Below are 23,292 nucleotides of genomic sequence, written 5' to 3'. Positions count from 1 at the left end.
CCACTGTCAACCCCCTGTAGGCATCGCACGCGCGCGCGTAGCTTTGGCCACTGCAATGAGGGGGGCTTTGCCATGAAGGAGGCTTTGTGATGACCGATGATCAGCTCATCGACCCTACGATCAAGCACGCTACGGGACCGTTCCCCCGCCAGGAGCAGCAGCCGCCGGGGATGACCGATCGGATGACGCCGCTTCCCGACCACGGTGAGCAGAGCTACCGCGGCAGCCGCCGGCTCGTCGATCGACGAGCACTCATCACGGGCGGCGACTCCGGCATCGGCCGCGCAACGGCCATCGCGTTCGCGCGCGAGGGCGCTGATGTCGCGATCTCCTATCTCCCGAGCGAAGAGGCCGACGCCGAGGAGACGGCACGCTGGATCGAGGACGCCGGGCGGATGCCGCTCCTGCTCCCGGGTGACCTGCAGGATGAGTCCTATTGCGAGGAGATCGTGCGCCGAACCGCGGGCGCCTTCGGCGGGCTCGACCTGCTCGTGCTGAACGCCGCGCACCAGCGGAATCGAGGGGGCATCGAGGAGATCCCGACGGCCGACTTCGAGCGCGTGATGCGGGTGAACATCTTCGCGCCGGTGTTCCTTGCGCGCGCCGCGGTGCCCGTGATGCGCGCCGGGTCGAGCATCATCACGACCACGTCGATCCAGGGCTTCGATCCGTCGTCGGCGCTCGTCGACTACGCCATGACGAAGGCCGCGCTCGTCGCGTTCACGAAGGCGCTCGCCGAAGAGCTCGGGCCACGCGGCATCCGTGTGAACGCCGTCGCACCCGGCCCGATCTGGACGCCGCTCATTCCGGCGACCGGATGGCCCGACAAGGTGCCCGACTTCGGCGGCAACACGCCGCTCGGGCGAGCGGGCCAGCCTGCGGAGCTCGCCGGCGCCTACGTCTACCTGGCCTCGGACGAGGCATCATACGTCTCGGGCGCGATCCTGCCGGTCACCGGTGGGCGCGGCCTCTGAACGTCGAGAAGGAAGGAGCACACCATGCCGGGCCGCAAGAACTCATCGCTGAAGGACCCGAAGCTCTACGAAGAGCTCCGCGACGACGGCGCCTCGAAGGAGAAGGCCGCGCGCATCTCCAACGCGGCGGCCAGCCGGGGTCGCAGCAAGGTCGGCCGCAAGGGCGGCAAGGCCGGCGATTACGACGAATGGACCGTCGACGCACTGCGCAAGCGCGCCAAGGAGCTCGGCCTCAAGGGCTACAGCGGCAAGCGCAAGTCGGAGCTCATCAGCGCCTTGCGCAACCACTGAGCGGCCGACGGATGCCGCGGCTGCGGCGCGTCGAACCGTACGTCTCACCCGGATTCATCCGGGTGAGACGTGGTCGTGGGTTCGGATACGTGCACTCTGACGGCGGCGTCGCCGGGCGCGCCGAGCGGCAGCGCATCGCCGACCTCGCCGTGCCGCCCGCCTGGGAGGACGTCTGGATCGCGGATGCCCCGAACGCGCACATCCTCGCCGTCGGCGTGGACTCGGCGGGTCGCCGCCAGTACCTCTACCACCCGGTGTGGCGCGAGCGGCAGGACACAGAGAAGTTCCTGCGGATGACGGCACTGGCCGAAGTGCTCCCCGGTGCTCGCAAGGGCGTCCTGCGCGACCTGCAGCTCACCGAGCTCCCGCGCGAACGCGTGCTCGCCGCGGCCTTCCGCACGCTCGACCTCGGCGCGATCCGCATTGGTTCGGAGGAAGCGCTCTCGATCGCACGCAGCCGTGGCCTCACGACGCTGCTCGTGCGCAACGTGTCACTGCTCGACGACGAGGCGGTGCGCTTCCGGTTCCGCGCCAAAGGCGGCAAGACGCAGAACGTTCAGGTGGCGGATGCCTCGCTCGCGGCGTTCGTGGCCCGCGCGACGCAGCGCTCGGCTGCCGCGCGGCTCTACGCGTGGAGCAATGGGCGCGGCATGCGCGCCGCCGGAGCCACCGACGTCAACGAGGACATCCGTTCGCGCACGGGAGGAGCGTTCACCGCGAAGGACTTCCGCACCCTGCGCGGCACCATCGCCGCCGCCGACCGGCTCGCCGAGCTCGGCCCGGCCGGATCGGCGCGTGCACGACGGGCCGCCGTGCGCGACGCGATCGAACACGCGAGCTCGCTGCTCGGCAACACCCCGACGATCGCACGCGGCAGCTACATCGATCCGCGCGTCATCGCAGAGTACGAGCGTGGACGGGTCATCGCCACCGCCGGGGTGCGCGAGACGGCACTGCTCGAATTGCTCGTCGAAGACGGCGGCTGAGCGTCAGGCGTCGATCTGCTGCGTCGCGCCGCCGGGCGCACGGTAGGTGTGGACGTGCTCGTCGACGAGCAGCACGCCACCCGTGCTGTTGGCCGACCGCATGAGGTCTTCGATCCACTCCCTGCTGAGTTCTGGCGGCTCGACGTCGTCGAACACGAAGCGCAGCGGGATCGTATGGTGCAGCCAGAGGGTGCTGCGGCCCCGGGGCTGGTCGTCAGCGTGCAGCCACGACACGGTGAAGCTCTCACCCCGCCGGAGCTTGGTCACGATCGCGACCTTCAGGTGCGCGAGCGCCTGGTCTTCGATGCCGATGGGGGTGCCTGAGTCGCCGTAATAGAGGGTGCCCACGAGTGAAGGGTACTCGACCCGGTGCTCACCGCTGTTTCATCGCTAGCACGACCGTGTTACGGCGCCGAACCGCCCGGATCGCCCTCCCGCACGACGTCGCCAGGCGCCTTGTCGGGACGGAGTCCGCGCCATGACGGATGCCGCGCCACGCCCGACCTCGTCCACTCGCCGAACTCGATCTCGCCGACGAGCTCGGGCCTCACCCACACGGCGTCCGAGGCATCCGCTCGGGGTACTTCGATGAACGCGGACGCGGGCTGCTCGAGCGGGCGCAGTGCCGCGATCAGGCGGTCGAGGTCGATCTCGCGGAAGCCCGTGCCGACCCGCCCCGCGTACTCGAGTCCGTCATCGCCGGGCACCCCGACGAGCAACGATCGGATGCGGCCGGTACGACTCCCGATGCCGGGGCGATAGCCGCCGATGACCACCTCCTGCGTTCGCGTGACCTTCAGCTTCAGCCACTCGTCGGAACGCACCCCCGGCCGGTACGGCGAGTCCCGGCGCTTCGCGACGATGCCCTCGAGACCGAGTCGACGGCTCTCCTCGAGCGCCTCGGAGACCGTGCCGCCGACCTGCTCCGGCAGCTCGAGCGGCACCCCCTCGCGCTCCCGCACGAGCCGCTCGAGCCGCGCGCGCCGGGTGACGTACGGCTCGTCCATCACTTCGTATCCCGCGATCTCGAGCACGTCGAAGAGGCGCAGTCGCACCGGAACGGATGCCGCGACTCGCGCGATCTCACGAAGCTTCGACAGGTTCATCCGCTGCTGCAGCAGCCCGAAGCTGGGCCGCCCATCCTCATCGAGGGCGACGATCTCGCCGTCGACGAGCGCGTCGCCGCGAAGCGCGGAGGAGATGTCCGCGAGCTCGGGGTACTTCGCGGTCACGTCATTGCCGTTCCGCGTGAGCAGGCGCACGCCGCCGTCCTCGGTTCTCGCGAGCACCCGGATGCCGTCCCATTTCCACTCGATCGCCCAGCCCGCGGGGTCGAGCGAGGCGGCGACGGCGGGGTTCGTCGCGGTGGCGAGCATCGGCCGTTGCAGGATCGGGCCGACGCGGCCTGCGGGTTTCGCCTCCGCCTTCGGTGGTCGAGTAGCGCCCGCCGCAGGCGGACGCGTATCGAGACCAGGCTCCGGGGAAGCATCGGCCCCGTCTTCGGGCGCCTCGCTCGCGTGCCGCGCCTTCGACGTCGGGCTCCAGTGCCCGGGCCGCTGATCCTTCATGCGGTGCATGAGCCACGTGCTCTTCTCGCCCTCGCCGTCGGTGCGGATGAGCGCGAGCCGCACCCGACCGAGCGGCCCACCGGGGCGGCCGTCGACGTCGACGATGACTTCGTCGTCGCGCCACTTCTCGGTCTCGTACGTGCCGGAGTCCCAGATCGTCACGGAACCCGCGCCGTACTCCCCGGCCGGGATGGTGCCCTCGAACGAGCCGTACTCCATCGGGTGGTCCTCGGTCTGCACGGCGAGATGGTTCGTGCCCGGGTCATCCGGCACCCCCTTCGGCACCGCCCAGCTCTTCAGCACGCCGTCGCGCTCGAGGCGGAAGTCGAAGTGCAGGCGGCGCGCGTGATGCTCCTGGATGACGAACGTCGGGTCGCCCCCGCCCGCGGCGCCCCAGCTCGAATCGGGCATCGGCTCGGGCGTGGCCTCGCTCGAGCGCATCGAGAGGTAGGTGGCCAGCGGACCCGCCCCGCTGCCGCCTGAGCGGGCGAGCGGTGCGGTGGGATCGAGGCCGTCGGCGACCCGAGCGAGCACCTCGTGCGCGTCGAGGTGTCGCAGGCCGGGGCGCTCGAGCTCCTCCCACGTGCGGGGCGCCGCCACCGTGGGACGGAACTGCCCGCGCAGCGAGTACGGCGCGATCGTCGTCTTGTTCTGGTTGTTCTGGCTCCAGTCGATGAGCACGCGACCTTCGCGGAGCATCTTGCGCATGCTCGAGACGATGAGCTCGGGGTGGTCGTCTTCGAGCGCCTTGGCGAGTTCGTGCGCGATCTTCGACGCCTGCTGCGACGTCTGCGATCCGTCGAGCGGGGCGTACAGGTGGAGGCCCTTGCTGCCGCTCGTCACCGGGAACGCCTCGAGGCCCATGCCCTCGAGGATGTCGCGCACGAGCAGAGCGACCTCGGCACACTCCGCGAGGCCCATGCCCTCGCCGGGATCCAGGTCGAACACCATGCGGTCGGGGTTTCCACGCGACCCGTCGGGCTGGAACCGCCACTGCGGCACGTGCACCTCGAGCGAGGCCTGCTGCGCGAGCCACACGAGCGTGGCCCGGTTGTCGGCGATCGGGTAGGTCTTCGGACCGTCGGAATGCTCGATGACCCCGTGCCGCACCCAGTCGGGCGCGTGCTCGGCGAGCGCCTTCTCGAAGAAGACCTGGCCTGGGGCATCCGGAGTGCCGACGCCCTGCACCCAGCGCTTGCGCGTGACCGGCCGGCCGGCGACGAGCGGCACCATGACCTTGGCGACCTCCGCGTAGTAGGAGATCACCTCGCCCTTGGTCATGCCCGTCTCGGGATACATGACCTTGTCGAGATTCGTCAGCCGGAGTCTCCGGCCGTCGACGTCGACGAGCTGACGCGTGCCCTCGGCCATGCACCCATCATGCCCGTGCCGGGCATTGGCGCGCCGCAACTCGACCAGATCAGGGTCGCGCACGTGATTCGCCTCGCCCCACTCGTCGAGGTGACGCAAATCGACCATCGGCCGGGCCGTGAACGTCGATTCGCGTCATCTCGGCGCGGGTCGCAACCGATCCGGGCGACGGAAGGGGTACCGGTGGGGGGTGCGCCGGGTGTCTACTTGAGGCATGCGAGCCGTCTGGAAGGGCGCGGTCACATTCGGCCTGGTCAATGTGCCCGTCAAGCTGTACAGCGCCACCGAAGACCACGACGTGTCACTGCACCAGGTGCACGACGAAGACGGTGGGCGCATCCGATACCAACGCAAGTGCGAGGTCTGCGGCAAGGTGGTGGCCTACAAGGACATCGACAAGGCATATGACGACGGCGAGCAGACCGTCATCATCACCGACGAAGACCTGAAGGCGCTTCCCGCCGAGCGCAGCCGCGAGATCGAGGTCATGGAGTTCGTGCCGAGCGACCAGATCGATCCGATCATGTTCGACCGCAGCTACTACCTCGAGCCCGACTCGGCGTCGTCGAAGGCGTACGTGCTGCTGCGGCGCACCCTCGAGTCGACCGATCGCACCGCGGTCGTGCAGATGGCGTTGCGGCAGAAGACGCGGCTCGCCGCGCTGCGCGTGCACGGCGACGTGCTCATGGTGCAGACCCTCCTCTGGAGCGACGAGGTGCGCGAAGCCGCATTCCCGGCGCTCGACGACTCGGTGAAGATCTCGGCGAAGGAGCTCGACCTCTCGAAGCAGCTCGTCGAGAGCCTCGTCTCGGATTTCGATCCCGAGCAGTACGTCGACGAGTACCAGCAGGAGCTGCGAACCCTCATCACGGCGAAGCTCGAGCAGGGCGAGGCGCTCGACACCGCGGCGACGTTCGGCGAGGTCGAGGAGGAGGAAGGCGGCGAGGTCATCGACCTCATGGAGGCCCTCAAGCAGTCGATCGCCGCGAAGCGCGGCGGCGGCGCGAAGTCGGAAGAGGGCGAGGAGACGGCGTCGAAGTCCTCGCGATCGAAGGCCTCGGGGTCGAAGTCGACGGCGTCGAAGTCCTCAGCGTCGAAGTCCTCGGCGTCGGGCGACGGCGCGAAGAAGAAGGCGCCCGCCGCGAAGAAGAAGGCCGCCTCATGAACGAGGACGCGCGGCATCCGTCGATCGGATGCCGCGCGCCGCTCTCGTTCTGAGGGACTAGCCCTCGGTGTCGCCGGAGCAGCTCGCGGTGACCTCGGCGGCCGCCGCTGAGATGGCCTCCTGCTGGGCGGCCAGCGCGTCGGCGTCGACCTCGGCCTCGGGGTCGCTCGGCAGCGTCGCGGCGTACTCGGCGGCCTCGTCGATCTTCTCGCCGAGCGCCTCGAGCGCGTCGGACAGCCCGGCGTCGTCGCCCGCCGACTTGTCGATCGCATCGACGCGCTCACGGTAGCCCTCGACCGCCGACTGGACATCGCTCGGGTCGCCGCCCGCCGCGAGGGCGTTCTGTGCGCCGTTCGAGATGTCGCGCACTTCGGAGCGCACGGTCTCGCACGGGTCGGCCGTGGCCTCACCACCGCCACCGCCACCACCGGTGGCGCAGCCGGTCAGCAGCAGCGCGCCCGCGAAAACGAGCGCCACGGACGTCTTCATTCGTTGCATGTGTGAATCCCCCTGATCGTGGTATTGACAAGCCTAGCGACGACCCTCCGACAAGTGGTGGCCGGCGCAGTCGACTTGCGGGAGCGTTCGGTGTTCTTGCCGCGGTAGTACCCGCGTCTCTGTCGCTCAGGCTCTGTGCCGTGCGAGCAGGCTGTACGCATTCGGGACACTGGCCGTTCCAAGCGGCTGCGTCCATGCCGCCGGGCCGCCAGAACGGTTCGGGATGCTCCTCCAGGTGCAGGATCTCGAAGCCTGAACCGCTGATCGCCATGATCGTCTCGGCGAATGTTCGCTGGTACTCGACAGCACCGCCTGCAGGAAACGAATCATTGACATGGCTTCGGGCGAAGTACCCACGGTCGCGCCGGACCTCGACCTTGTCTGGGTCCCAACTCCACAGCGGCGTCAGTGGGTGCGCTTCGTAGATGAAGAGGTGGCCTCCTGGTCGCAGCAGGCGGCCCATCTCGGTCAGCCATGCCTCCAGATCGTCGACCCAGATCAGCGCACCCTTGCCGGTGTAGACGAGGTCGGCCGAGTCATCCATGAGTCCACTCGCCGGCAGCGTCGCGGTCACATACCTGCAGTCGACGCCGAGCCCGTCTGCCCGGCGCTGCGCTGCGGACGCGGCTGTGGGGCTGTAATCGACACCGGTGACGCTGCGGGCACCGAGGTGTATCAGAGCAACGTCGTCGATGCCGTGGCCGCTCATCGGGTGCACCACGTCGGCGTCGACGACGATGTCGCGAAGTACGGATTCCTCGACGGGGAGCAGACGCGCGGACTTCGCCTCGTCGAGCAGCTCGTTGTACTCGCGGATGTGCTTCTGGGACGCTGATTCCCAGGCCTGCTGCGTGCGGCTGTGAACAGTCATCAACCCACACTCTCAGAAGATCAGTGCTCACACCATCGCTCAGTCAGGGAGCGGCGCGAGTCAAGGGGCTGCGGATGCCGCGTGATACGGCTTATGCTCGCCGCATGAACGGAGCAGACGAGAACGTCGAGCGCGAGAACCCCGCCGCCGGGCGACTGCGACCAGAGCCCCTCACCGACGACGAGCTGATCCGAAAAGACGTCAGCTACAGTCCCGCAAGTGAAGCCGAAACGGCCGCGAAGCAGGATGAGTCGCTGCCCGAGGAGGTCGACGACGACATCGACGAGTCGCGCGTCAGGGCCGTGCCCGGAACGGGCGGCCCCGACGACACGGGCGACGTGGACGTCGACCCCGACGAGCTCAACATGCCGCACAACCCCAGCTGAGCGGGTCGCGCGGGCGCGCGTCATCCGCCTGAGAGTTGGGTGAGAGCGCGACCAAATATTGTGGGACGTCTGGCAGAACCGACTTGACCTGCGCCGAGAACTTGTCGTAAAAGTGTCTATGACAACGATGTCAGACCATCGGCGGGGGGACCGAGCAACACCGAGGAGGACCCTGCCCATGCACCACCGGCCGCCCCGCCGCGCCTTGGCAATGCGCCGGCGCGACGTGACTCCCAGCAGCGCCCCGCTCAGAGAAGGGCGCTCGACGTGATCTCGAACCGTGACATCGGCGTCATCGCCGACGCGCAGAGGCACCTTCCGATACCTGAACACACGATCGAGCATTTCCGTCGGCTCGGCCTTCAGCCGGCTGATGTGTACGGCGCGATCCAGCACCTTGCCACCCTGCTGGCCTGCGATCCACATCACCGCGCACAGAAGGAGCTCTCCGCCGCCGACCGGGCTCGGATGCAGCAATCGCTACTGAGACGTCTCATCACCACAGCTCCGGTGATCGTCTCCGAGCTGCTCCTCAACCCCGAGCTGCTCGAATCCGGCACACCGCACCAGGAAGTCGCGTAACGAGCTGCACCGACCACAGAGGTTGGTGCCGGTATCCGCGTACTCGGTGGGATCAGCTTGATCTTCGCCGCGGCTCGCCGCCGGCAGGGCCACCGGGCATAACCCCGGCTCGAGCGACCGCGCCACACGGGATCGTCCCGTGTGGCGCGGTCGCGCGCTCGGCGACCTCTCTCGTTCGTCAAGCTGGTCGGATTCCCGGACCGCGAGTAGCCTGCCAACCGGGTGTGCAATTCACGATGTTGAAGGGTCGGATCATGGGGAAGGTGTTCAGCGACATCGCGGTCTCGGCCGACGGCTTCGCGACAGGATTGAACCAGCGGGAGGAGGCGCCGTTCGGCGACATCGACGAGAACTGGCTCCATGCGTGGATGTTCGAGACGTACGACGAGAACCGCGCAGAGGTCGACGCGATCGTCGACTCGGGCGCGACGATCATGGGCCGCAACATGTTCGGTCCGGTCCGCGGCGAGTGGGACCGCGACTGGCGCGGCTGGTGGGGCCCGAACCCTCCCTACCACGGACCCGTCTTCGTGCTCACGCATTTCTCGCACGATCCCATCGAGATGGAGGGCGGTACCACGTTCCACTTCGTCACCGACGGCATCCACTCCGCCATGGAGCAGGCGCGCGCCGCGGCGGGCGACCAGAACATCTCGATCGCGGGCGGCGCCACGACGGTCAACCAATACCTCGCCGCCGGCCTCCTCGATGAGCTGCGGCTGCACGTGACGCCCTGCATCCTCGGCGCGGGCGAGCGTGTGTTCGACGGCGTGCCGCCGCAGGCGCTGGAGCGGGTGTCGGTGCGAGCGGCGTCGCTCGTGACGCACATCACCTACCGGCCGGTGCGAGCGTAGCCTCCGCGCGACGACCCCGACGATTGTCTACGCTGGCGGAATCAGCCCGCCCTAGACTGGCCTCCCAGGGGAACATTCGAACCGCCCGTAGCTGAGGGTTGTTGCCATCGGGTCTCCCTGTATCTATTGGGAAGGCACGACAATGGAGCCTGACGACAACAAAGCGCTGGTGCGCCGTTTCTACGCCGAGATCGATGCAGGCAATATCGGTGCGATGGACGAGCTGGTCGCCGAAGACTACCTTGATCACAACCCGCCGTTTCCGGGGCTTTCGGCAGGACGGGAAGGCCTGAAAGAGGCATTCCTCATATTCCTGAAGGCAACACCGGGCCGCCACGAGATCGATGACCAGGTCGCCCAGGGCGACAAGGTGGTAACCCGGCTCACGGCTTCCGGTCGACATGAAGGGGACCTTCCCGGTCCACTCCCGGCTACCGGAGCAGAGCTGCGGGAGACGGCCGTGGCCATCCATCGAGTAGAAGACGGAAAGATCGTCGAGCACTGGTCGAACCGCGACGACCTCGGACTCATGCAGCAGCTCGGCGTGATCCACATGCCCGGGGCCTGAACGAGGCGAACGACGGGCAGGGATCGCGGAAACCAGAATCCCCCGCCTCGCCCGGATTCTCGGGGCCGACGGGGGAACGGATGGAGCGGAGACGGCGGGATTTGAACCCGCGGTCCCCTTACGGGGACTCCACCTTAGCAGGGTGGTGCACTCGGCCGGACTATGCGACGTCTCCTCGTGAACGCTTGCGCGAACACGCGAGAGCCATCATAACCCGGCCGTGCCGCCGATGACGATTCGACCGGATCGCGGCGCTACTGGTCGTCGAGGCTGCGGCCTGCCGAACAGCGCGCCTCGGCGGCGGTCTGCCCGGTCACGTCGCTCGGCAGCGCCTCGACGGGCGCCGCAGCAACGGGCGCGTCGGCCGGCGCCTCTTCGGCGGGAACCTCTTCGGCGGGCGCTTCAGCCGGAGGCGCGGCGACCGCGTTCGGGTCGCCCACCGAGGCGAAGTCCGAGTCGGCTGCGGCGGGGTCGAACGTCACCGGCAGGTCGTTCTGCAGCGCCGCGTTGACGAGCTCGGCCGAGTCGGTCGGGGCAACCGCGCCGCCGCCGTTGACGTATGCGGTGGGGTACTGGATGAATGCGATCTTGTTGAGGTCGGTGTCTTTCAGCGCCTTGGCGATGGAGATCATGCGCGTGGGATCCATGAGGCTGTCGGACAGCTGCATGTTGGCGAGCGCTGCCTTCGCGATCGAGTAGAGCTTCCCTGGATCGGAGAGGGTGCCGCTCGACTGCAGCGTGCGAGCGAGCGAAGAGAGGAACACCTGCTGGTTCGAGATGCGAGCGAGGTCGCTGCCGTCGCCGACGCCGTGGCGGGTACGAAGGAACTGCAGTGCGTCGACGCCCTTGAGCGTGTGGATCCCGGGGTCGAGGAATGTGCCGGTGTACTCGTCTTCGATCTTCTCGGCAACGCAGACATCGACGCCGCCGACCGCCTCGGAGAGCCCCGCGACGCCCATGAACTGCACGATGCCGGCGAAGGGGATGACCAATCCGGTGAGCTCCTCGACCGTCTTCAGGACGCACGGCATACCGCCGTACGAGAGCACCGAGTTCATCTTCACATCGGACTGCTCGTAAAGCGTGTCGGAGGGGTCTTCGGGATCGGTGCACTCGGGCACGTCGACGAGCATGTCACGGGGGAAGCTCACGACGGAGGCATTCGAGTGGTCTTCTGAGATGTGCATGAGCATCGTCACGTCGTTGAGGACCGCGGTCTCCTCATCGGGGTCGCCGAAGGCCTCGCCCTGGCCCGCTCGGCTGTCGCTGCCCACGATGAGGATGTTCACGCCACCCTCGATGGCGCCGACATCGGGCACACCGTCGAGCACGGCTTCATTGCCGAGGGTGATGGTGGGCTGCGCGGTGCTTGCGAGATCCCAGGCGGCGTAGGCCGCGACTGCTGAACCGGAGACGAGAGTGACGGCGACGACGGAGCCGACGACCTTTGCGAGGGTCCTCCAGGCGTTGCGCCGCTTCAGCCGACCGTGACGCGCGACGGCAGGACTCTTTGCTGCGCGACGGGAGCTGTGACGCAACTCTTCGTTCACCGGTGTCCTTTCTCTCAGGTTCGCGCGGAGGGCGTGGGATTCGAACCCACGAGGCATTGCTGCCCACTGGTTTTCAAGACCAGCTCCATCGGCCGCTCGGACAGCCCTCCTCGCCCGCACACCGCATCACCGTCTCTATGACGGCACATCCACGTGCAGGCAGGCCCCGATTCTAGCCGACGCGCATTCCGACGAGCCTGTCAGTGCTGACTGGGAGTGTCCTGATGCGGGCCGGATGCCGCGATCAGCCCTCGTTGGCGCTCGCGCAGCGCACTTCAGCGGCCGTCTGGCCGGTGACGTCGCCTGGCAGCGCCTCAGGCGGTGCGCCGGCCTCGGCAGGGGGGTCAGTGGGATCGGCCGGGCGCCTCCGCCGGCGGCGGCGCCGTGGGATCTTCGACCGTGCCGAACTCCGCGCCCGCCGTGGCATTCGGATCGAACTGCACGGGCCGGTCGGCCTGCAGCGCCGCATTCACGATCGCCGCCGACTCCGACGGTTCGACGGAGGCGAAGTCCTCGGTGTACACCGTCGGGTACTGGACGAAGGCGATCTTGGACAGGTCGACGTCCTGCATCATCCGCGCAATCGCGACGAGCTGCGTGGGGTTCTGCAGCTCCGTCGACAGGGTCATGTTCGAGAGCACCGCCTTGGCGATCGAGTAGAGCTTCAACGGGTCGGCGAGCGTGCCCTCGCTCTGCAGGGTGCGCATGAGCGACGCGAGGAACGTCTGCTGGTTCGAGATGCGGCCGAGGTCGCTGCCATCGCCCACGCCATGACGCGACCGGAGGAACGCGAGCGCCTCCATTCCCGAGATGGCATGTCTGCCCGCTTCGAGGTCGAGACCCGAGTATTCGTCGACGATTGGCTCGGCGAGGCACACCTCGACGCCGCCGACCGCCTCGGAGAGCGCCGCGACGCCGTAGAACTCCACGATCCCGCCGACCGGAATCTGCACTCCGGTGAGCTGCTCCACCGTCGAGGCGACGCAGCCGAGCCCGCCGTGCGAGAGCACGGTGTTGAGCTTCACGCCCGACATCGCCGGAAGCCGTTCGCCTTCGGGGTCCTCGCGATCGGTGCACTCGGGCACCTCGACCACGAGGTCGCGTGGGAAGCTCACGACCTCGACGTGCGAGTGATCCTGCGAGATGTGCAGCAGTATCGTCACGTCGTTGAGCTCGGCTGACTCCTCTTCGGGATCGCCGAACGCACCGTCGTCGGGACGCTTGTCGCTGCCGACGAGGATGAAGTTGAGCCCGCCCTCCATCGCGCCGATGTCGGGCACGCCCTCGAGCATCTCCTCGCTCTCGAGCTCTACAGGAGGCTTCAGCGATCCCACGAGGTCGATCACCGCGAATGCCGCCACCGATCCGGCGCTCACGGCGAGCACTGCGATGACGGATGCCGCGAGTTTCAAGTACGAGCGCCCCGTGCCGTGTCGCGGCAACCGCCCGTGTCTCGGCGCGCCGGCGGCATCGGCGATCGAGATCTGCTCATCGACGACCGAGGCCTGCTCAGAGCCACCGCTCACGGAACCCTCCCCGACCTGGATCTTATCCGCGTGACCGGGAATCCGCCCGTGGATGGCTCAGGAGAGCGAGTCGAGCACCGAGGCGAGGCCGGCGTGGTCGATGTCGCCCGTCACCTCGCCGGCCGCTTCCCGCACCTCGGCGGGGGCCTGGCCCATCGCGACCGACCGGCCGGCGGCGCCGGCCCACGTGAACATCTCGATGTCGTTGCGGCCGTCGCCGATCGCGATCACGCGGTCGACCGGCAGGTCGAGCCAGCCGCGCACGCGCTCGAGGGCCGTGGCCTTGCTGACGCCCTCGGGCGCGATGTCGAGCCAGGCGGTCCAGCCGATCGCGTAGCTCACCTGGTGCAGGCCCATCTCCTCGACGATGCTGAGGAACTCCTCGAGCTCGTGGTCGGGTGAGACGACGACGACACGGGTCGCCCGCTGGTCGAGCAGCTGTTCGAACGGGACCTCGCGGGCATTGTCGAGGTTCCAGTCGCTCATGCCCTCGGTGTACAGGCGGAACCCGTTGGGCTCCTCGACCATGAACCGGCCGTCGGGCAGGAACGAGCGGATGCGTTCGAGCACCTCGGTGGGGTCGAAGGTCTCGACGTGGGCGCGGACATAGCCGTCGGATGCCTCGTCGTCGCGCCGCATCGTGATGGCGCCGTTGGCGCACACGACGTACTCGGGCGTGAGCCCGAGCCGCTCGAGCACGGGATGGGTCGTCGCCCACGAACGGCCGGTCGCGAGGGTGACCTCGTGCCCGCGATCGCGGACCGCGGCGACCGCGTCGGCGACGACCTGGTCGATCGACTCGTCTTCGTGCATGATCGTGCCGTCGACGTCGAGCACGACGAGCCAGCGCCCGTCGGGGGCGACGTCGACGGCGTGCGGGCGCTGCGACGCGGGCGCCCCGTGGCGTTCGGGCGCTCGGTTCTCGCCGGGAGCGGGTTGCTGCGACATCCGAATCGCCTATCGAGCCGCGACGGGCTCGAGCACTTCGAGGCCGCCGAGGTAGCCGCGCAGTGCCTCGGGCACGAGCACCGAGCCGTCGGCCTGCTGGTGGGTCTCGAGGATCGCGACGATCCAGCGAGTGGTGGCGAGGGTGCCGTTGAGGGTCGCGACGGGAGCCGTCTTGCCGCTCTCCGTGCGATGGCGGATGTCGAGGCGGCGAGCTTGGAACGTCGTGCAGTTCGACGTCGACGTGAGCTCGCGGTAGGCCGCTTGCGTGGGCACCCACGCCTCGATGTCGTACTTGCGGGCGGCGCTCGAGCCGAGGTCGCCCGCGGCCGTGTCGATCACCCGGTAGGCGAGGCCAAGGTCTTGGAGCATGCCCTCCTGCCATCCGAGCAGTCGCTCGTGCTCGGCCTCGGCGTCGGCCGGGTCGACGTAGCTGAACATCTCGAGCTTGTTGAACTGGTGCACCCGGATGATGCCGCGCGTGTCGCGCCCGTGGCTGCCGGCCTCGCGGCGGTAGCACGTCGACCAGCCCGCGTACCGCAGCGGGCCGTTCGAGAGGTCGATGATCTCGTCGGCGTGATAGCCGGCGAGCGCGACCTCGCTCGTGCCGGTGAGGTAGAGGTCGTCGTCGGGCAGGTAGTAGATGTCTTCGGCGTGGGCCCCGAGGAATCCGGTGCCCTGCATGATCTCGGGCCGCACGAGCGTGGGCGTGATGAGCGGCGTGAAGCCCGCGGCGAGCGCACGATCGAGGCCCATCGACATGATCGCGAGCTCGAGGCGCGCACCGACGCCCTTCAGGTAGTGGAACCGCGCTCCCGACACCTTCGCGCCGCGCTGCATGTCGATCGCGTCGAGGAGCTCGCCGATCTCGAGGTGGTCGCGCGGCTCGAAGCCGAAGGCGGGAATCTCGCCCACCTCGCGGAGCACGATGTAGTTGTCTTCGCCGCCCGCGGGCACACCGTCGAGGACGACGTTGCCGATGCGCTGCACAGCCTCGGTGAACGCAGCTTCGGCGTCGCCGGCCTGCTGGCTCGCGGCCTTCACTCGTGCGCTGAGCTGCTGCACCTCGGCGACGAGCGCGGCCTTCTGCTCTTTGGGCGCTTGCGCGACCTGCTTGCCGAAGCTGTTCTGCTCGGCGCGGAGCGACTCGAACGTGGTGATCGCGCTGCGGCGCGCGGCATCCGCTTCGACGGCCTCGTCGACGAAGGCCACGGACTCGCCACGGAGCTCTTGCGAACGCTTGATCAGTTCGGGGTTCTCGCGGAGCAGCAGGGGGTCGATCACCCGAGCAAGTCTAGCCGTGGGCATCCGCCGGTCCGGTCTCGTGCATGCGCGTGGTTCCGGGCCTGCGCACGGCTGGATGGAATACCGTTGGCAGCGTGGCGAGACCGGGGAGGCAGGGTTCGACGGATGCCGCGAGCCCGCGCCCGCGCGCCGCCGTTATCTTCAATCCCACGAAGCTGGGCATCGACGCGCTGCGCGAGGCCGTGCGGCAAGCCGAATCGCGGCAGGGGTTCGCCCCGTCGCTGTGGATCGAGACGCTCGAGCACGACCCGGGCAGCAGCATGGCGCTCGAGGCCGTCGCCGCCGGGGTCGACCTCGTGATCGCAGCCGGGGGCGACGGCACGGTGCGCGCGGTGGCGGGGGGACTCCGCGGCAGTGGCGTGCCCCTCGGCCTCGTTCCGCTCGGCACCGGCAACCTGTTCGCACGCAACCTCGAGATCCCCGTGAACGACCCCGACGACGCCGTCGCGCTCGCCTTCTCGGGGTTCGAGCATGCCGTCGACGTGCTCGTCGCCGACGTCACGAGGCCCGACGGCACCAACGAGACGCACGTCTCCCTCGTCATGGCCGGTATCGGCATCGATGCGGCGATGATCTCGAACACCAATCCCGACCTGAAGAAGAAGGTCGGCTGGCTCGCCTACGTCGACGCAGGGCTGCGCGCGATCCCCGCGTCGAAGCCGTTCCGCATCACGCACCGGCTCGACCTCGGCCGGCACCACCGCTCGCGGGTGTCGAGCATCCTCGTCGCGAACCTCGGCTACCTGCCGGGCAACATCGAGCTCATCCCCGACGCGGAGGTCGACGACGGCAAGCTCGACGTCGTGCTGCTGCAGCCACGCAACGTCTTCGGCTGGATCCTCATCTGGCGCAAGGTGACGTGGGAGAACCGGGTGCTGCGCAAGAGCGCGGTCGGTCGCCAGTTCATCGCGCTCACGGGCGACAAGCGGCGAAGCGAGATCCTCTACTCCCGGGGCCGCGCCGTCGACATCGACATCGAGGGTGCGCCAGAGGAGTTCGAGATCGACGGCGACGAGTTCGGCACGGTCGCGTCGGTGCGGTTCCGGGTCGACCCGGCGGCGCTCATCGTTCGCGTCGGTCGCGGACTTCGACTCGGTCGCTGACCTCACGCCGGTCGCTGCGGCGGCGAAGCGCCGTCGAGAAGGACCACGTGAACACGAGGCCGAGCGCGGATGCCGCGCCCGCCATTGCGAGCGCGGGCATCAAGAGGGTGTAGGCCAGGTTCTGGAACGCCCACATGGCGATGATCTCGTCACTCGGCTCCTCGCCGCTCCACGAGACGCCCTGCATCTCGAGCATCACCGTCGTGATCCACCACAGCCCGATCAGCGCGAGTACGCAGAGGCCCCCAAGGGCGATCTGCGCCGGATGGGGCGCCCTCACCGGCCAGACTCCTTACGGCGTCCGAAGATCGCCATCGAGGCGAGCGCCACGACCACGCCGATCACCCCGGCCTGCACGAGTCCGGGTGCGAGCGACATGACGAACTGGGCGAGGGTCGCGTCGTACCCGGTGCCCGGGCGACCCATGTAGCCTCCGGGATCCGAGGCGTAGCTCCAGAACAGGCCGACCCCGAGCATGACGCAGCCGACGCTGGCACCCAGCGCGATCCAGAGCCAGCGCCAGCGAGTAGGGCGCTCCTCAGCCTCGTCGACGCCTTCGAGGTCGGGCTCCACGAACACGGCCGGATCGACCGATGCGTCGGGCTCCGCGGCATCCGCCGACGCGACCTCGGAGGTCGTGGGCGGCATTGCGACGTGCGCGTGCTCCGCAGGCTCGGCAGACCGCGCCGCGAGCCGTGGGATGCGCCCGGGCGCAGGCGCGGTCGGGGCCGGCGGCGATCGCACCACCTTCTGCGGCGGTGTCTCCACCGCTGCCGCCTCCGATTCGGGCGACGGCACATACCCGCGCTGGAACCGTGGATCGAACCTCGGGTCGATACCCTGTGCGCTCCTGCCCTCACTCATGGTCACCCCTCATGATCGATCAGGGTCACAGTACCGCGCACGAGCCATCGAGGGCGCCGACCACCGGAGCTGTCCGACTCCGATCAGCGCACGAACGAGAGCGAGCTCCACCCCGTTCCGACCACCGATTGGGGCTTCCATCCCGAGAATCCGTCGCCCGGGTAGAGCCAGAGCCGGCCGGAGGAGTCCCGCCCCATCACGTCGTCGTTGCCGTCTCCGGTGAAGTCGCCCGAGCCGAACACCGCATCGAACGCGTCCCAACCGGTGCCAGCCAGAGGCTGCCCGCGCCATCCCGCGCCAGCACGTCGACGTGTCCGTCTCCGGAGACGACGTACCCCACGTTGCGCGACATAGCCGGAACGTACCAATGTTGAGGACTTCTCGCAACGATCGATCGCAGACGACAGCGCAGCCGCGGCAGGCTCAGTCGGGCTCGCCGCTCAGCAAGGCCCGCAACCAGTCGCGCGCCTCGATGAAGATCTCGTCGTCGTACTTCGAGTGATAGGAGACCTCCTGGCGATCGGCCCGCGGATACGACCCGAGGAACAGCACGTTGGGGCTCGTGCGGCGCAAGCCGAGCAACGCGTCGGCGACGCGCTCGTCGGCGATGTGGCCGTCGAGGTCGACGACGAAGCGGTAGCGGCCGAGGGCGTCGCCGATGGGCCGCGATTCGAGGAGCGACAGGTTCACGCCGCGAGTGGAGAACTGCTCGAGCATCGCGAGCAGGGAGCCCGGCTCGTCGCTGGGCAGCTCGACGATGAGGCTCGTCTTGTCGGCCCCGGTAGGCGCGGCGAGCACTCGTGAGCGGCTCACGAGCACGAAGCGCGTGACGGCGTTGGGGTTGTCGCCGATGTCGCGGGCGAGCACCACGAGGTCGAGGTGCTCGGTGATGCCCGGAGGAGCCACCGCGGCATCCGCCTGACTGCTCTCGAACAGGGATGCCGCAGCCTGCACGTTGCTCGTCGCGGGGATGTGCCCGTGGTCGGGCAGCTCTCGTTCGAGCCAGCCGCGCGACTGCGCATAGGCGACGGGGTGGGCATTCACGACATGCACGTCGGCGAGCGTGGTGCCCTCGCGTGCCACGAGCACGAAGTTCACCGGCACGAGGTACTCGCCGATGATGCGCAGCCCCGGCACGGTCGCGAGCGCGTCCTGTGTGGCCGAGACCCCGCCCTCGACCGAGTTCTCGATGGCGATCATCGCCGCGATCGAACGGCCGCTCGTGACATCCGCGAGCGCCTCGCCCACGTTGTTGACCGAGCGCCAGTGCTTGCCCGCGGCCTCGGGCACCTGCTTCAGCGCCGCTTCGGTGAAAGTGCCGGCCGGCCCCAGGTAGGAGTACGTCTCCTCGGGCGAAGCGGGCGCGGCATCCATCATGCAGGCAAGCCTAGCCAGCCGTTCAGAATTCAGGAGCGTTGCGCGCCCGGAGCACGGTCAGGGCGGGAAACACGTAGCTTGGAGCTCGGAGGTGGCATGGATCTCCTGAATTCTGAAGCCGGCAATGTCGGTAGCGCCGAGCTTGCGACGGCAGCGCGACGCGCCCCTGTGCCGACGGATGCCGAGCGGCTCGTCGCGTTGCGACGCATGAAGCGCGTGGCGACGAGCCTGCTCGCCGTCGCCGCCGTGGTGTTCGCGGTGTCGTTCGCGCTGCAGGACGCCGTGCCGTGGCTCGCCTATGTTCGCGCCGCCGCGGAGGGCGCGATGGTCGGCGCGATCGCCGACTGGTTCGCGGTGACGGCGCTCTTCCGGCATCCGCTCGGGCTGCCGATCCCCCACACCGCGATCATCCCGAACCGCAAGGACGAGATCGGCGCGACCCTCGGCGCGTTCGTCGAGAACGAGTTCCTCTCCGACGAGGTCGTGCTCGGCAAGCTCGAGTCGATGGGCATCGCGCGGCGCCTCGGCGAGTGGCTCACGATGCCCGAGCACGCCGAACGGCTCACCGCCGAGGTATCCGTCGCTGCACGCGGGGTGCTCACCCTCCTCGGCGACGAGGATGTCGAGGACGTGATCGAGAACCTCGCCCGGCGGCATGTCTTCGCGCCCGAGTGGGGTCCGGCGATCGGGCGGCTCGGCGCTCGGCTCGTGGAGTCCGACCAGCAGCGTACGGCGATCGACGTGGTGCTCGAGAAGGCCGAGGGCTGGCTCGAGGCGCATCCCGAGGCGTTCGGCAGCATGGTCTCCGACCGCCTGCCGCGCTGGCTTCCCGGGTTCGTCGACCGCATCGTCGATGACCGCGCCTCACGAGAGGTGCGGTCGTTCGTGCGCGCCGTGCGCTCCGATCCGGGGCATCCGCTGCGGATCGCGATCGACCGCTACCTCGCCGACCTCACCCACGACCTCCAGCACGACCCGGCGATGATCGCCCGCGTCGAGTCGCTGAAAGCCGAGCTCCTCGAGAGCCCGCGGCTGCGCGAGTTCGCCGGTGAGGTGTGGGAGTCGGTGAAGCACACGCTCGCCGAATCGCTCGCCGACGAGCAGAGCGAACTGCGCGCCGGGCTGCGCGCGGCGGTCATCGAGGTGGGGTCGCGACTCGCCTCCGACGAAGAGCTCGCCGCCAAGGTCGACGCATGGGTCGCGGATGCCGCCGCCTACGTGGTGCGCACCTACCGGCACGAGATCGCCGGGGTCATCACCGAGACCGTCGAGCGGTGGGACCCCCGCGAGACGACGGAGAAACTGGAGCTGCAGGTGGGCCGCGACCTGCAGTTCATCCGTATCAACGGCACCGTGGTCGGCGCGCTCGCAGGGCTCACGATCTTCACGGTCGCGACCGGGGTGGGCGCGCTCCTCTGAGAAATGACCTCGTGACGGACCGAGGCACCGGTGACAGACTGGGGGGATGCACGAGCGAGCGGGAACCCCGGCGACCGAATCCGATCTCATCAACGTGGAGGCCCTCGTCAAGGCCTACTACGATCGCGATCCGGATGTCTCCGAGCCCGACCAACGCGTGGCCTTCGGCACCTCGGGCCACCGCGGCTCGTCGCTCACCACGAGCTTCAACGAACAGCACATCCTCGCGATCACCCAGGCGATCGTGGAGTACCGCAGGTCGCAGGGCATCACGGGCCCGCTCTTCATCGGCGCCGACACGCACGCCTTGAGCGCGCCAGCCATGACGACGGCTCTCGAGGTGCTCGTCGGCAACCAGGTGCGGGTGCTCGTCGACCGGTTCGACGACTTCGTGCCGACGCCGGCGCTCTCGCACGCGATCCTGAAGTGGAACAACGACCCGGTGCGCCGGGCCGAGGGCGAGGCCGACGGCATCGTCATCACGCCGAGCCACAACCCGCCCGGTGACGGCGGCTTCAAGTACAACCCGCCGCATGGCGGTCCGGCCGACTCCGAGGCCACGAGCTGGATCGCGCACCGCGCGAACGGGCTCATCGCCGACAACATGCGCGGCGTGCTCGAGGCCGAGCCGAGCGGCGTGGAGACCTACGACTTCCGCGGCAACTACGTCGACGACCTCGAGAACATCATCGACTTCGACGCGATCCGCCGGTCGGGGGTGCGCATCGGCGCCGACCCGCTCGGCGGGGCATCCGTCAACTACTGGGGCGCCATCCGCGACCGATACGACATCGACCTCACGGTCGTGAACGAGCGGGTCGACCCGACGTGGTCGTTCATGACCCTCGACTGGGACGGCAAGATCCGCATGGATCCGTCGAGCCCCTTCGCGATGGCGTCGGTGCTCGCGCACGCCGGCGAGTTCGACATCCTCACCGGCAACGACGCCGACGCCGACCGACATGGCATCGTCACGCCCGACGGCGGCCTCATGAACCCGAACCACTACCTCGCGGTCGCGGTCGAGTACCTCTTCGGCCACCGATCCGGATGGCGGGCGGATGCCGCGATCGGCAAGACGCTCGTCTCGAGCTCGATGATCGACCGCGTCGCCGCGGCCCTGCGCCGCCGCCTCTGGGAGGTTCCGGTCGGCTTCAAGTGGTTCGTGCCCGGGCTGCTCGACGGCTCGGTCGGATTCGGCGGCGAGGAGAGCGCGGGCGCCTCGTTCCTGCGCTTCGACGGCACGGCCTGGACCACCGACAAAGACGGCATCCTGCTGTGCCTGCTCGCCTCCGAGATTCGGGCGGTCACGGGCCGCTCACCCTCACAGCTCTACGCGGAGCTCGTCGCCCGCTTCGGCGATCCGGCCTATGAGCGCACGGATGCCGCGGCGACCCCCGCCCAGAAGTCCGTGCTCGGCAAGCTCGACGCGGCCTCGATCGAGGCGACCGACCTCGCCGGCGACCCGATCACGGCCAAGCTATCGGATGCCCCGGGCAACGCCGCCGCGATCGGCGGGGTCAAGGTCGCGACGGCCGACGCATGGTTCGCGGCACGACCGAGCGGCACCGAGAACGTCTACAAGATCTACGCGGAGTCGTTCCGCGGCCCCGAGCACTTGAAGTCGGTGCAGGCCGCGGCGAAGCAGCTCGTCGACGACGCGCTCGCCGACGCCTGACGGCGCTCCCCAGGTGATCGCGTAGCGCCGGAGCTACGCGAGCGAGAAGTAGCTGACGTAGCCGCCGCCGGTGGCGAGCGCCTGGTCGACGTCCCAGTAATCGGCGTCCTTCGTGTGCCCGCCGACCCAGACCTTGGTTCCGGTCTCGGTGTGCTCGACGCGCGTGACGACCGCCGTGTGGTCGCGGTCGCCCGAGGAGTCCCAGTCGAACTGTGCGATGTCGCCCACCTTCACGAGCGACCGCTGCGAGTCGTCGAGCGCCGTCGCCCGGTCGGGGCGGGCAGCGAGGTAGTCGCGCAGCGCGGTGGAGCTCGCCCACGCGGCACCCATCGCGCCGGTGGCCGCGTCGTGGTACCACTCGCCGTCCATCGTCCAGCCGCGAGCGATGAGCGACTGGCTCGCGAAGTTCGCGCAGTCGACACCGCTCAAGACGGTGTACTGCGCGGTGTTGTAACTGCTCCAGTAGGTGAGCACGTACCCGACCTGCGCGTCGATGGCCGCGTTGGTCGTGTACGAGAGCGTGAGTGCGTGCGGCACGGACTGCGTCGAGGCGTGCACGATGCCCGGGAGCTCGGTGGTGGATGCGATGGGAACGGATGCGCCGGCGGCGACGGTCGCGCCGGGCGCCTCGACGTCGACGGGCGCGCCGGCGACATCCGCGAATCGCACCTCCGCGCTGCCGAGCGCGTTCTCGGCAACGGCCGGGACGGCGAACGTCACCTGGCTCTCGTCGATCGCGACGATCGCCGCGGGAACGCCGGCGACGGTGACGGATGCGACCTGATCGAGCTCCTCGCCGGTGACCGTGACCTGCGTACCGCCGGTGAAGGGGGCCTCGGCGACCGACAGTCCGCTCGTGATCGCGGGACCGTCGTCCGTGTCGATGAGCGAGACGAGCTCGTCGACGGCGGCCGCTTCAGCAGGATCGACCGTCTGGGCGACCGAGGCGACCGCCTCGCGAGCCGAGACGACCCTCGTCGCGCCCTCGCCGGCGGACGCGGCGACCGTGCCGAATGCGCTCACGCCCATGATCGCGGCGACGCACCCGAACGCGATGGAACGGCGCATCCCCGGCGACTGTCGTCGATTGCGAACCGGTTCGGCGCGATGGCGAGGCTCGCCCGACCGCTCCGAAGTCGCCTCGGGTTCGGCGGGCGCGGCCGCGGCCGAATCGGACGAGTCGGACGAGTCGGACGAGTCGGCGGGAACCGGGTCGCCGATCGCAGGTGAATCGGCGGGAGCCGGGTCACCGATGGGGTACGAATCGGCAGGAGTGGGCTCACCGAAGGCGGGGTACGAGACGGAAGCGGGTTCGCGGAACGTCGAACGGCGGCGCGAGGGCAGCGTGAAGTCCTGGATCACGTGGGGGAACTCCGGTCGGCATTTCGGGGGACCGCGTTACCCCATCACG

At 69.0% G+C, this 23,292-nt stretch carries 25 protein-coding genes and 2 tRNA genes; 12 read left to right on the top strand and 15 right to left on the bottom strand.

The window, feature by feature from the left end; genetic code table 11:
* Positions 1 to 89 precede the first annotated feature (89 nt).
* The 3 genes from QFZ29_RS19990 to QFZ29_RS19980 all read left to right on the top strand — a co-directional run bounded on the left by QFZ29_RS19990 (position 90) and on the right by QFZ29_RS19980 (position 2,251).
* Positions 90 to 974, top strand: a complete 885-nt coding sequence (locus QFZ29_RS19990) for an SDR family oxidoreductase (protein WP_306896432.1) — start codon at positions 90 to 92, stop codon at positions 972 to 974.
* Positions 975 to 998: 24 nt separating this feature from the next.
* Positions 999 to 1,265, top strand: coding sequence for a DUF7218 family protein (locus QFZ29_RS19985; RefSeq protein WP_306896430.1), 267 nt, complete (start codon positions 999 to 1,001; stop codon positions 1,263 to 1,265).
* Positions 1,266 to 1,354: 89 nt separating this feature from the next.
* Complete coding sequence (locus QFZ29_RS19980) at positions 1,355 to 2,251, top strand: DNA topoisomerase IB (RefSeq protein ID WP_306896428.1); 897 nt, start codon at positions 1,355 to 1,357, stop codon at positions 2,249 to 2,251.
* A gap of 3 nt (positions 2,252 to 2,254) precedes the next feature.
* On the opposite strand, the gene QFZ29_RS19975 is transcribed toward QFZ29_RS19980, so the two are convergent.
* Positions 2,255 to 2,599: a DUF7882 family protein gene (locus tag QFZ29_RS19975; protein WP_306896426.1), complete on the bottom strand. Its 345-nt coding sequence runs from the start codon at positions 2,597 to 2,599 to the stop codon at positions 2,255 to 2,257.
* A 56-nt stretch (positions 2,600 to 2,655) separates the two neighbouring features.
* The gene (locus tag QFZ29_RS19970) at positions 2,656 to 5,298 is read right to left on the bottom strand and encodes an ATP-dependent DNA ligase (protein ID WP_306896424.1); all 2,643 of its coding nucleotides are present in this window, start codon (positions 5,296 to 5,298) and stop codon (positions 2,656 to 2,658) included.
* A 106-nt stretch (positions 5,299 to 5,404) separates the two neighbouring features.
* Here QFZ29_RS19970 and ku point away from each other — a divergent pair, with 106 nt between their 5' ends.
* Positions 5,405 to 6,355 carry a non-homologous end joining protein Ku gene (gene ku, locus QFZ29_RS19965; RefSeq protein ID WP_306896422.1) on the top strand — a complete coding sequence of 317 codons (951 nt, stop codon included), beginning with the start codon at positions 5,405 to 5,407 and terminating at the stop codon, positions 6,353 to 6,355.
* Between the two features lie 57 nt (positions 6,356 to 6,412).
* Here ku and QFZ29_RS19960 read toward each other — a convergent pair whose 3' ends face one another.
* Both QFZ29_RS19960 and QFZ29_RS19955 read right to left on the bottom strand, forming a co-directional pair.
* The gene (locus tag QFZ29_RS19960; RefSeq protein ID WP_306896835.1) at positions 6,413 to 6,853 is read right to left on the bottom strand and encodes a hypothetical protein; all 441 of its coding nucleotides are present in this window, start codon (positions 6,851 to 6,853) and stop codon (positions 6,413 to 6,415) included.
* Complete coding sequence (locus QFZ29_RS19955) at positions 6,762 to 7,562, bottom strand: class I SAM-dependent methyltransferase (protein ID WP_306896419.1); 801 nt, start codon at positions 7,560 to 7,562, stop codon at positions 6,762 to 6,764. Before QFZ29_RS19955 ends, QFZ29_RS19960 begins: the two co-directional genes overlap by 92 nt.
* Here QFZ29_RS19955 and QFZ29_RS19950 point away from each other — a divergent pair.
* The 5 genes from QFZ29_RS19950 to QFZ29_RS19930 all read left to right on the top strand — a co-directional run bounded on the left by QFZ29_RS19950 (position 7,524) and on the right by QFZ29_RS19930 (position 10,114).
* Positions 7,524 to 7,688, top strand: a complete 165-nt coding sequence (locus tag QFZ29_RS19950) for a hypothetical protein (protein WP_306896834.1) — start codon at positions 7,524 to 7,526, stop codon at positions 7,686 to 7,688. The genes QFZ29_RS19955 and QFZ29_RS19950 overlap by 39 nt on opposite strands.
* A 140-nt stretch (positions 7,689 to 7,828) precedes the next feature.
* A complete protein-coding gene (locus tag QFZ29_RS19945; RefSeq protein ID WP_306896417.1) occupies positions 7,829 to 8,110 on the top strand; it encodes a hypothetical protein in 282 nt (93 codons plus the stop codon).
* Between the two features lie 267 nt (positions 8,111 to 8,377).
* The gene (locus QFZ29_RS19940; protein WP_306896416.1) at positions 8,378 to 8,692 is read left to right on the top strand and encodes a hypothetical protein; all 315 of its coding nucleotides are present in this window, start codon (positions 8,378 to 8,380) and stop codon (positions 8,690 to 8,692) included.
* A 254-nt stretch (positions 8,693 to 8,946) separates the two neighbouring features.
* The gene (locus QFZ29_RS19935; protein WP_306896415.1) at positions 8,947 to 9,546 is read left to right on the top strand and encodes a dihydrofolate reductase family protein; all 600 of its coding nucleotides are present in this window, start codon (positions 8,947 to 8,949) and stop codon (positions 9,544 to 9,546) included.
* A gap of 142 nt (positions 9,547 to 9,688) precedes the next feature.
* Positions 9,689 to 10,114 (top strand): ester cyclase, encoded by a 426-nt coding sequence (locus QFZ29_RS19930; RefSeq protein ID WP_306896413.1) that lies wholly within the window; start codon positions 9,689 to 9,691, stop codon positions 10,112 to 10,114.
* 86 nt (positions 10,115 to 10,200) lie between these two features.
* Here QFZ29_RS19930 and QFZ29_RS19925 read toward each other — a convergent pair.
* The 6 genes from QFZ29_RS19925 to serS form a co-directional block, all read right to left on the bottom strand.
* Positions 10,201 to 10,289 (bottom strand) — tRNA-Ser (locus tag QFZ29_RS19925).
* Between the two features lie 79 nt (positions 10,290 to 10,368).
* Positions 10,369 to 11,664 (bottom strand): LCP family protein, encoded by a 1,296-nt coding sequence (locus tag QFZ29_RS19920; RefSeq protein WP_306896410.1) that lies wholly within the window; start codon positions 11,662 to 11,664, stop codon positions 10,369 to 10,371.
* Positions 11,665 to 11,689: 25 nt separating this feature from the next.
* Positions 11,690 to 11,774 (bottom strand) — tRNA-Ser (locus tag QFZ29_RS19915).
* A 234-nt stretch (positions 11,775 to 12,008) separates the two neighbouring features.
* Positions 12,009 to 13,190 (bottom strand): LCP family protein, encoded by a 1,182-nt coding sequence (locus QFZ29_RS19910; RefSeq protein ID WP_306896408.1) that lies wholly within the window; start codon positions 13,188 to 13,190, stop codon positions 12,009 to 12,011.
* 57 nt (positions 13,191 to 13,247) lie between these two features.
* A complete protein-coding gene (locus QFZ29_RS19905; protein WP_306896406.1) occupies positions 13,248 to 14,138 on the bottom strand; it encodes an HAD family hydrolase in 891 nt (296 codons plus the stop codon).
* Positions 14,139 to 14,147: 9 nt separating this feature from the next.
* Positions 14,148 to 15,419, bottom strand: coding sequence for a serine--tRNA ligase (gene serS, locus QFZ29_RS19900; RefSeq protein ID WP_306896404.1), 1,272 nt, complete (start codon positions 15,417 to 15,419; stop codon positions 14,148 to 14,150).
* Between the two features lie 95 nt (positions 15,420 to 15,514).
* Between serS and QFZ29_RS19895 the strand changes: the two genes are divergently transcribed.
* Positions 15,515 to 16,543, top strand: coding sequence for a diacylglycerol/lipid kinase family protein (locus QFZ29_RS19895; protein WP_306896402.1), 1,029 nt, complete (start codon positions 15,515 to 15,517; stop codon positions 16,541 to 16,543).
* Here QFZ29_RS19895 and QFZ29_RS19890 read toward each other — a convergent pair.
* The 4 genes from QFZ29_RS19890 to pheA all read right to left on the bottom strand — a co-directional run bounded on the left by QFZ29_RS19890 (position 16,503) and on the right by pheA (position 18,784).
* On the bottom strand, positions 16,503 to 16,823 hold the full coding sequence (locus tag QFZ29_RS19890) for a hypothetical protein (protein ID WP_306896400.1): 321 nt from the start codon (positions 16,821 to 16,823) through the stop codon (positions 16,503 to 16,505). The genes QFZ29_RS19895 and QFZ29_RS19890 overlap by 41 nt on opposite strands.
* On the bottom strand, positions 16,820 to 17,407 hold the full coding sequence (locus QFZ29_RS19885) for a hypothetical protein (RefSeq protein ID WP_306896398.1): 588 nt from the start codon (positions 17,405 to 17,407) through the stop codon (positions 16,820 to 16,822). The genes QFZ29_RS19890 and QFZ29_RS19885 overlap by 4 nt, the downstream gene beginning before the upstream one ends.
* 83 nt (positions 17,408 to 17,490) lie before the next feature.
* Positions 17,491 to 17,649, bottom strand: coding sequence for a hypothetical protein (locus QFZ29_RS19880; protein ID WP_306896394.1), 159 nt, complete (start codon positions 17,647 to 17,649; stop codon positions 17,491 to 17,493).
* A gap of 181 nt (positions 17,650 to 17,830) precedes the next feature.
* A complete protein-coding gene (pheA, locus tag QFZ29_RS19875; RefSeq protein WP_306896392.1) occupies positions 17,831 to 18,784 on the bottom strand; it encodes a prephenate dehydratase in 954 nt (317 codons plus the stop codon).
* A 96-nt stretch (positions 18,785 to 18,880) separates the two neighbouring features.
* On the opposite strand from pheA, the gene QFZ29_RS19870 reads away from it, so the two are divergent.
* Positions 18,881 to 20,203, top strand: coding sequence for a DUF445 domain-containing protein (locus QFZ29_RS19870; RefSeq protein WP_306896390.1), 1,323 nt, complete (start codon positions 18,881 to 18,883; stop codon positions 20,201 to 20,203).
* Positions 20,204 to 20,249: 46 nt separating this feature from the next.
* Positions 20,250 to 21,881: a phosphoglucomutase (alpha-D-glucose-1,6-bisphosphate-dependent) gene (gene pgm / locus QFZ29_RS19865; RefSeq protein WP_306896388.1), complete on the top strand. Its 1,632-nt coding sequence runs from the start codon at positions 20,250 to 20,252 to the stop codon at positions 21,879 to 21,881.
* Positions 21,882 to 21,914: 33 nt separating this feature from the next.
* On the opposite strand, the gene QFZ29_RS19860 is transcribed toward pgm, so the two are convergent.
* Positions 21,915 to 23,243 (bottom strand): amidase domain-containing protein, encoded by a 1,329-nt coding sequence (locus QFZ29_RS19860; protein WP_306896385.1) that lies wholly within the window; start codon positions 23,241 to 23,243, stop codon positions 21,915 to 21,917.
* Positions 23,244 to 23,292 lie beyond the last annotated feature (49 nt).

Source organism: Agromyces albus (assembly GCF_030815405.1).
In the GTDB taxonomy this organism is placed as follows: domain Bacteria; phylum Actinomycetota; class Actinomycetes; order Actinomycetales; family Microbacteriaceae; genus Agromyces; species Agromyces albus_A.
The sequence above is the reverse complement of the archived record's forward strand: the minus strand, read 5'-3'. Positions and strand labels throughout refer to the sequence as shown.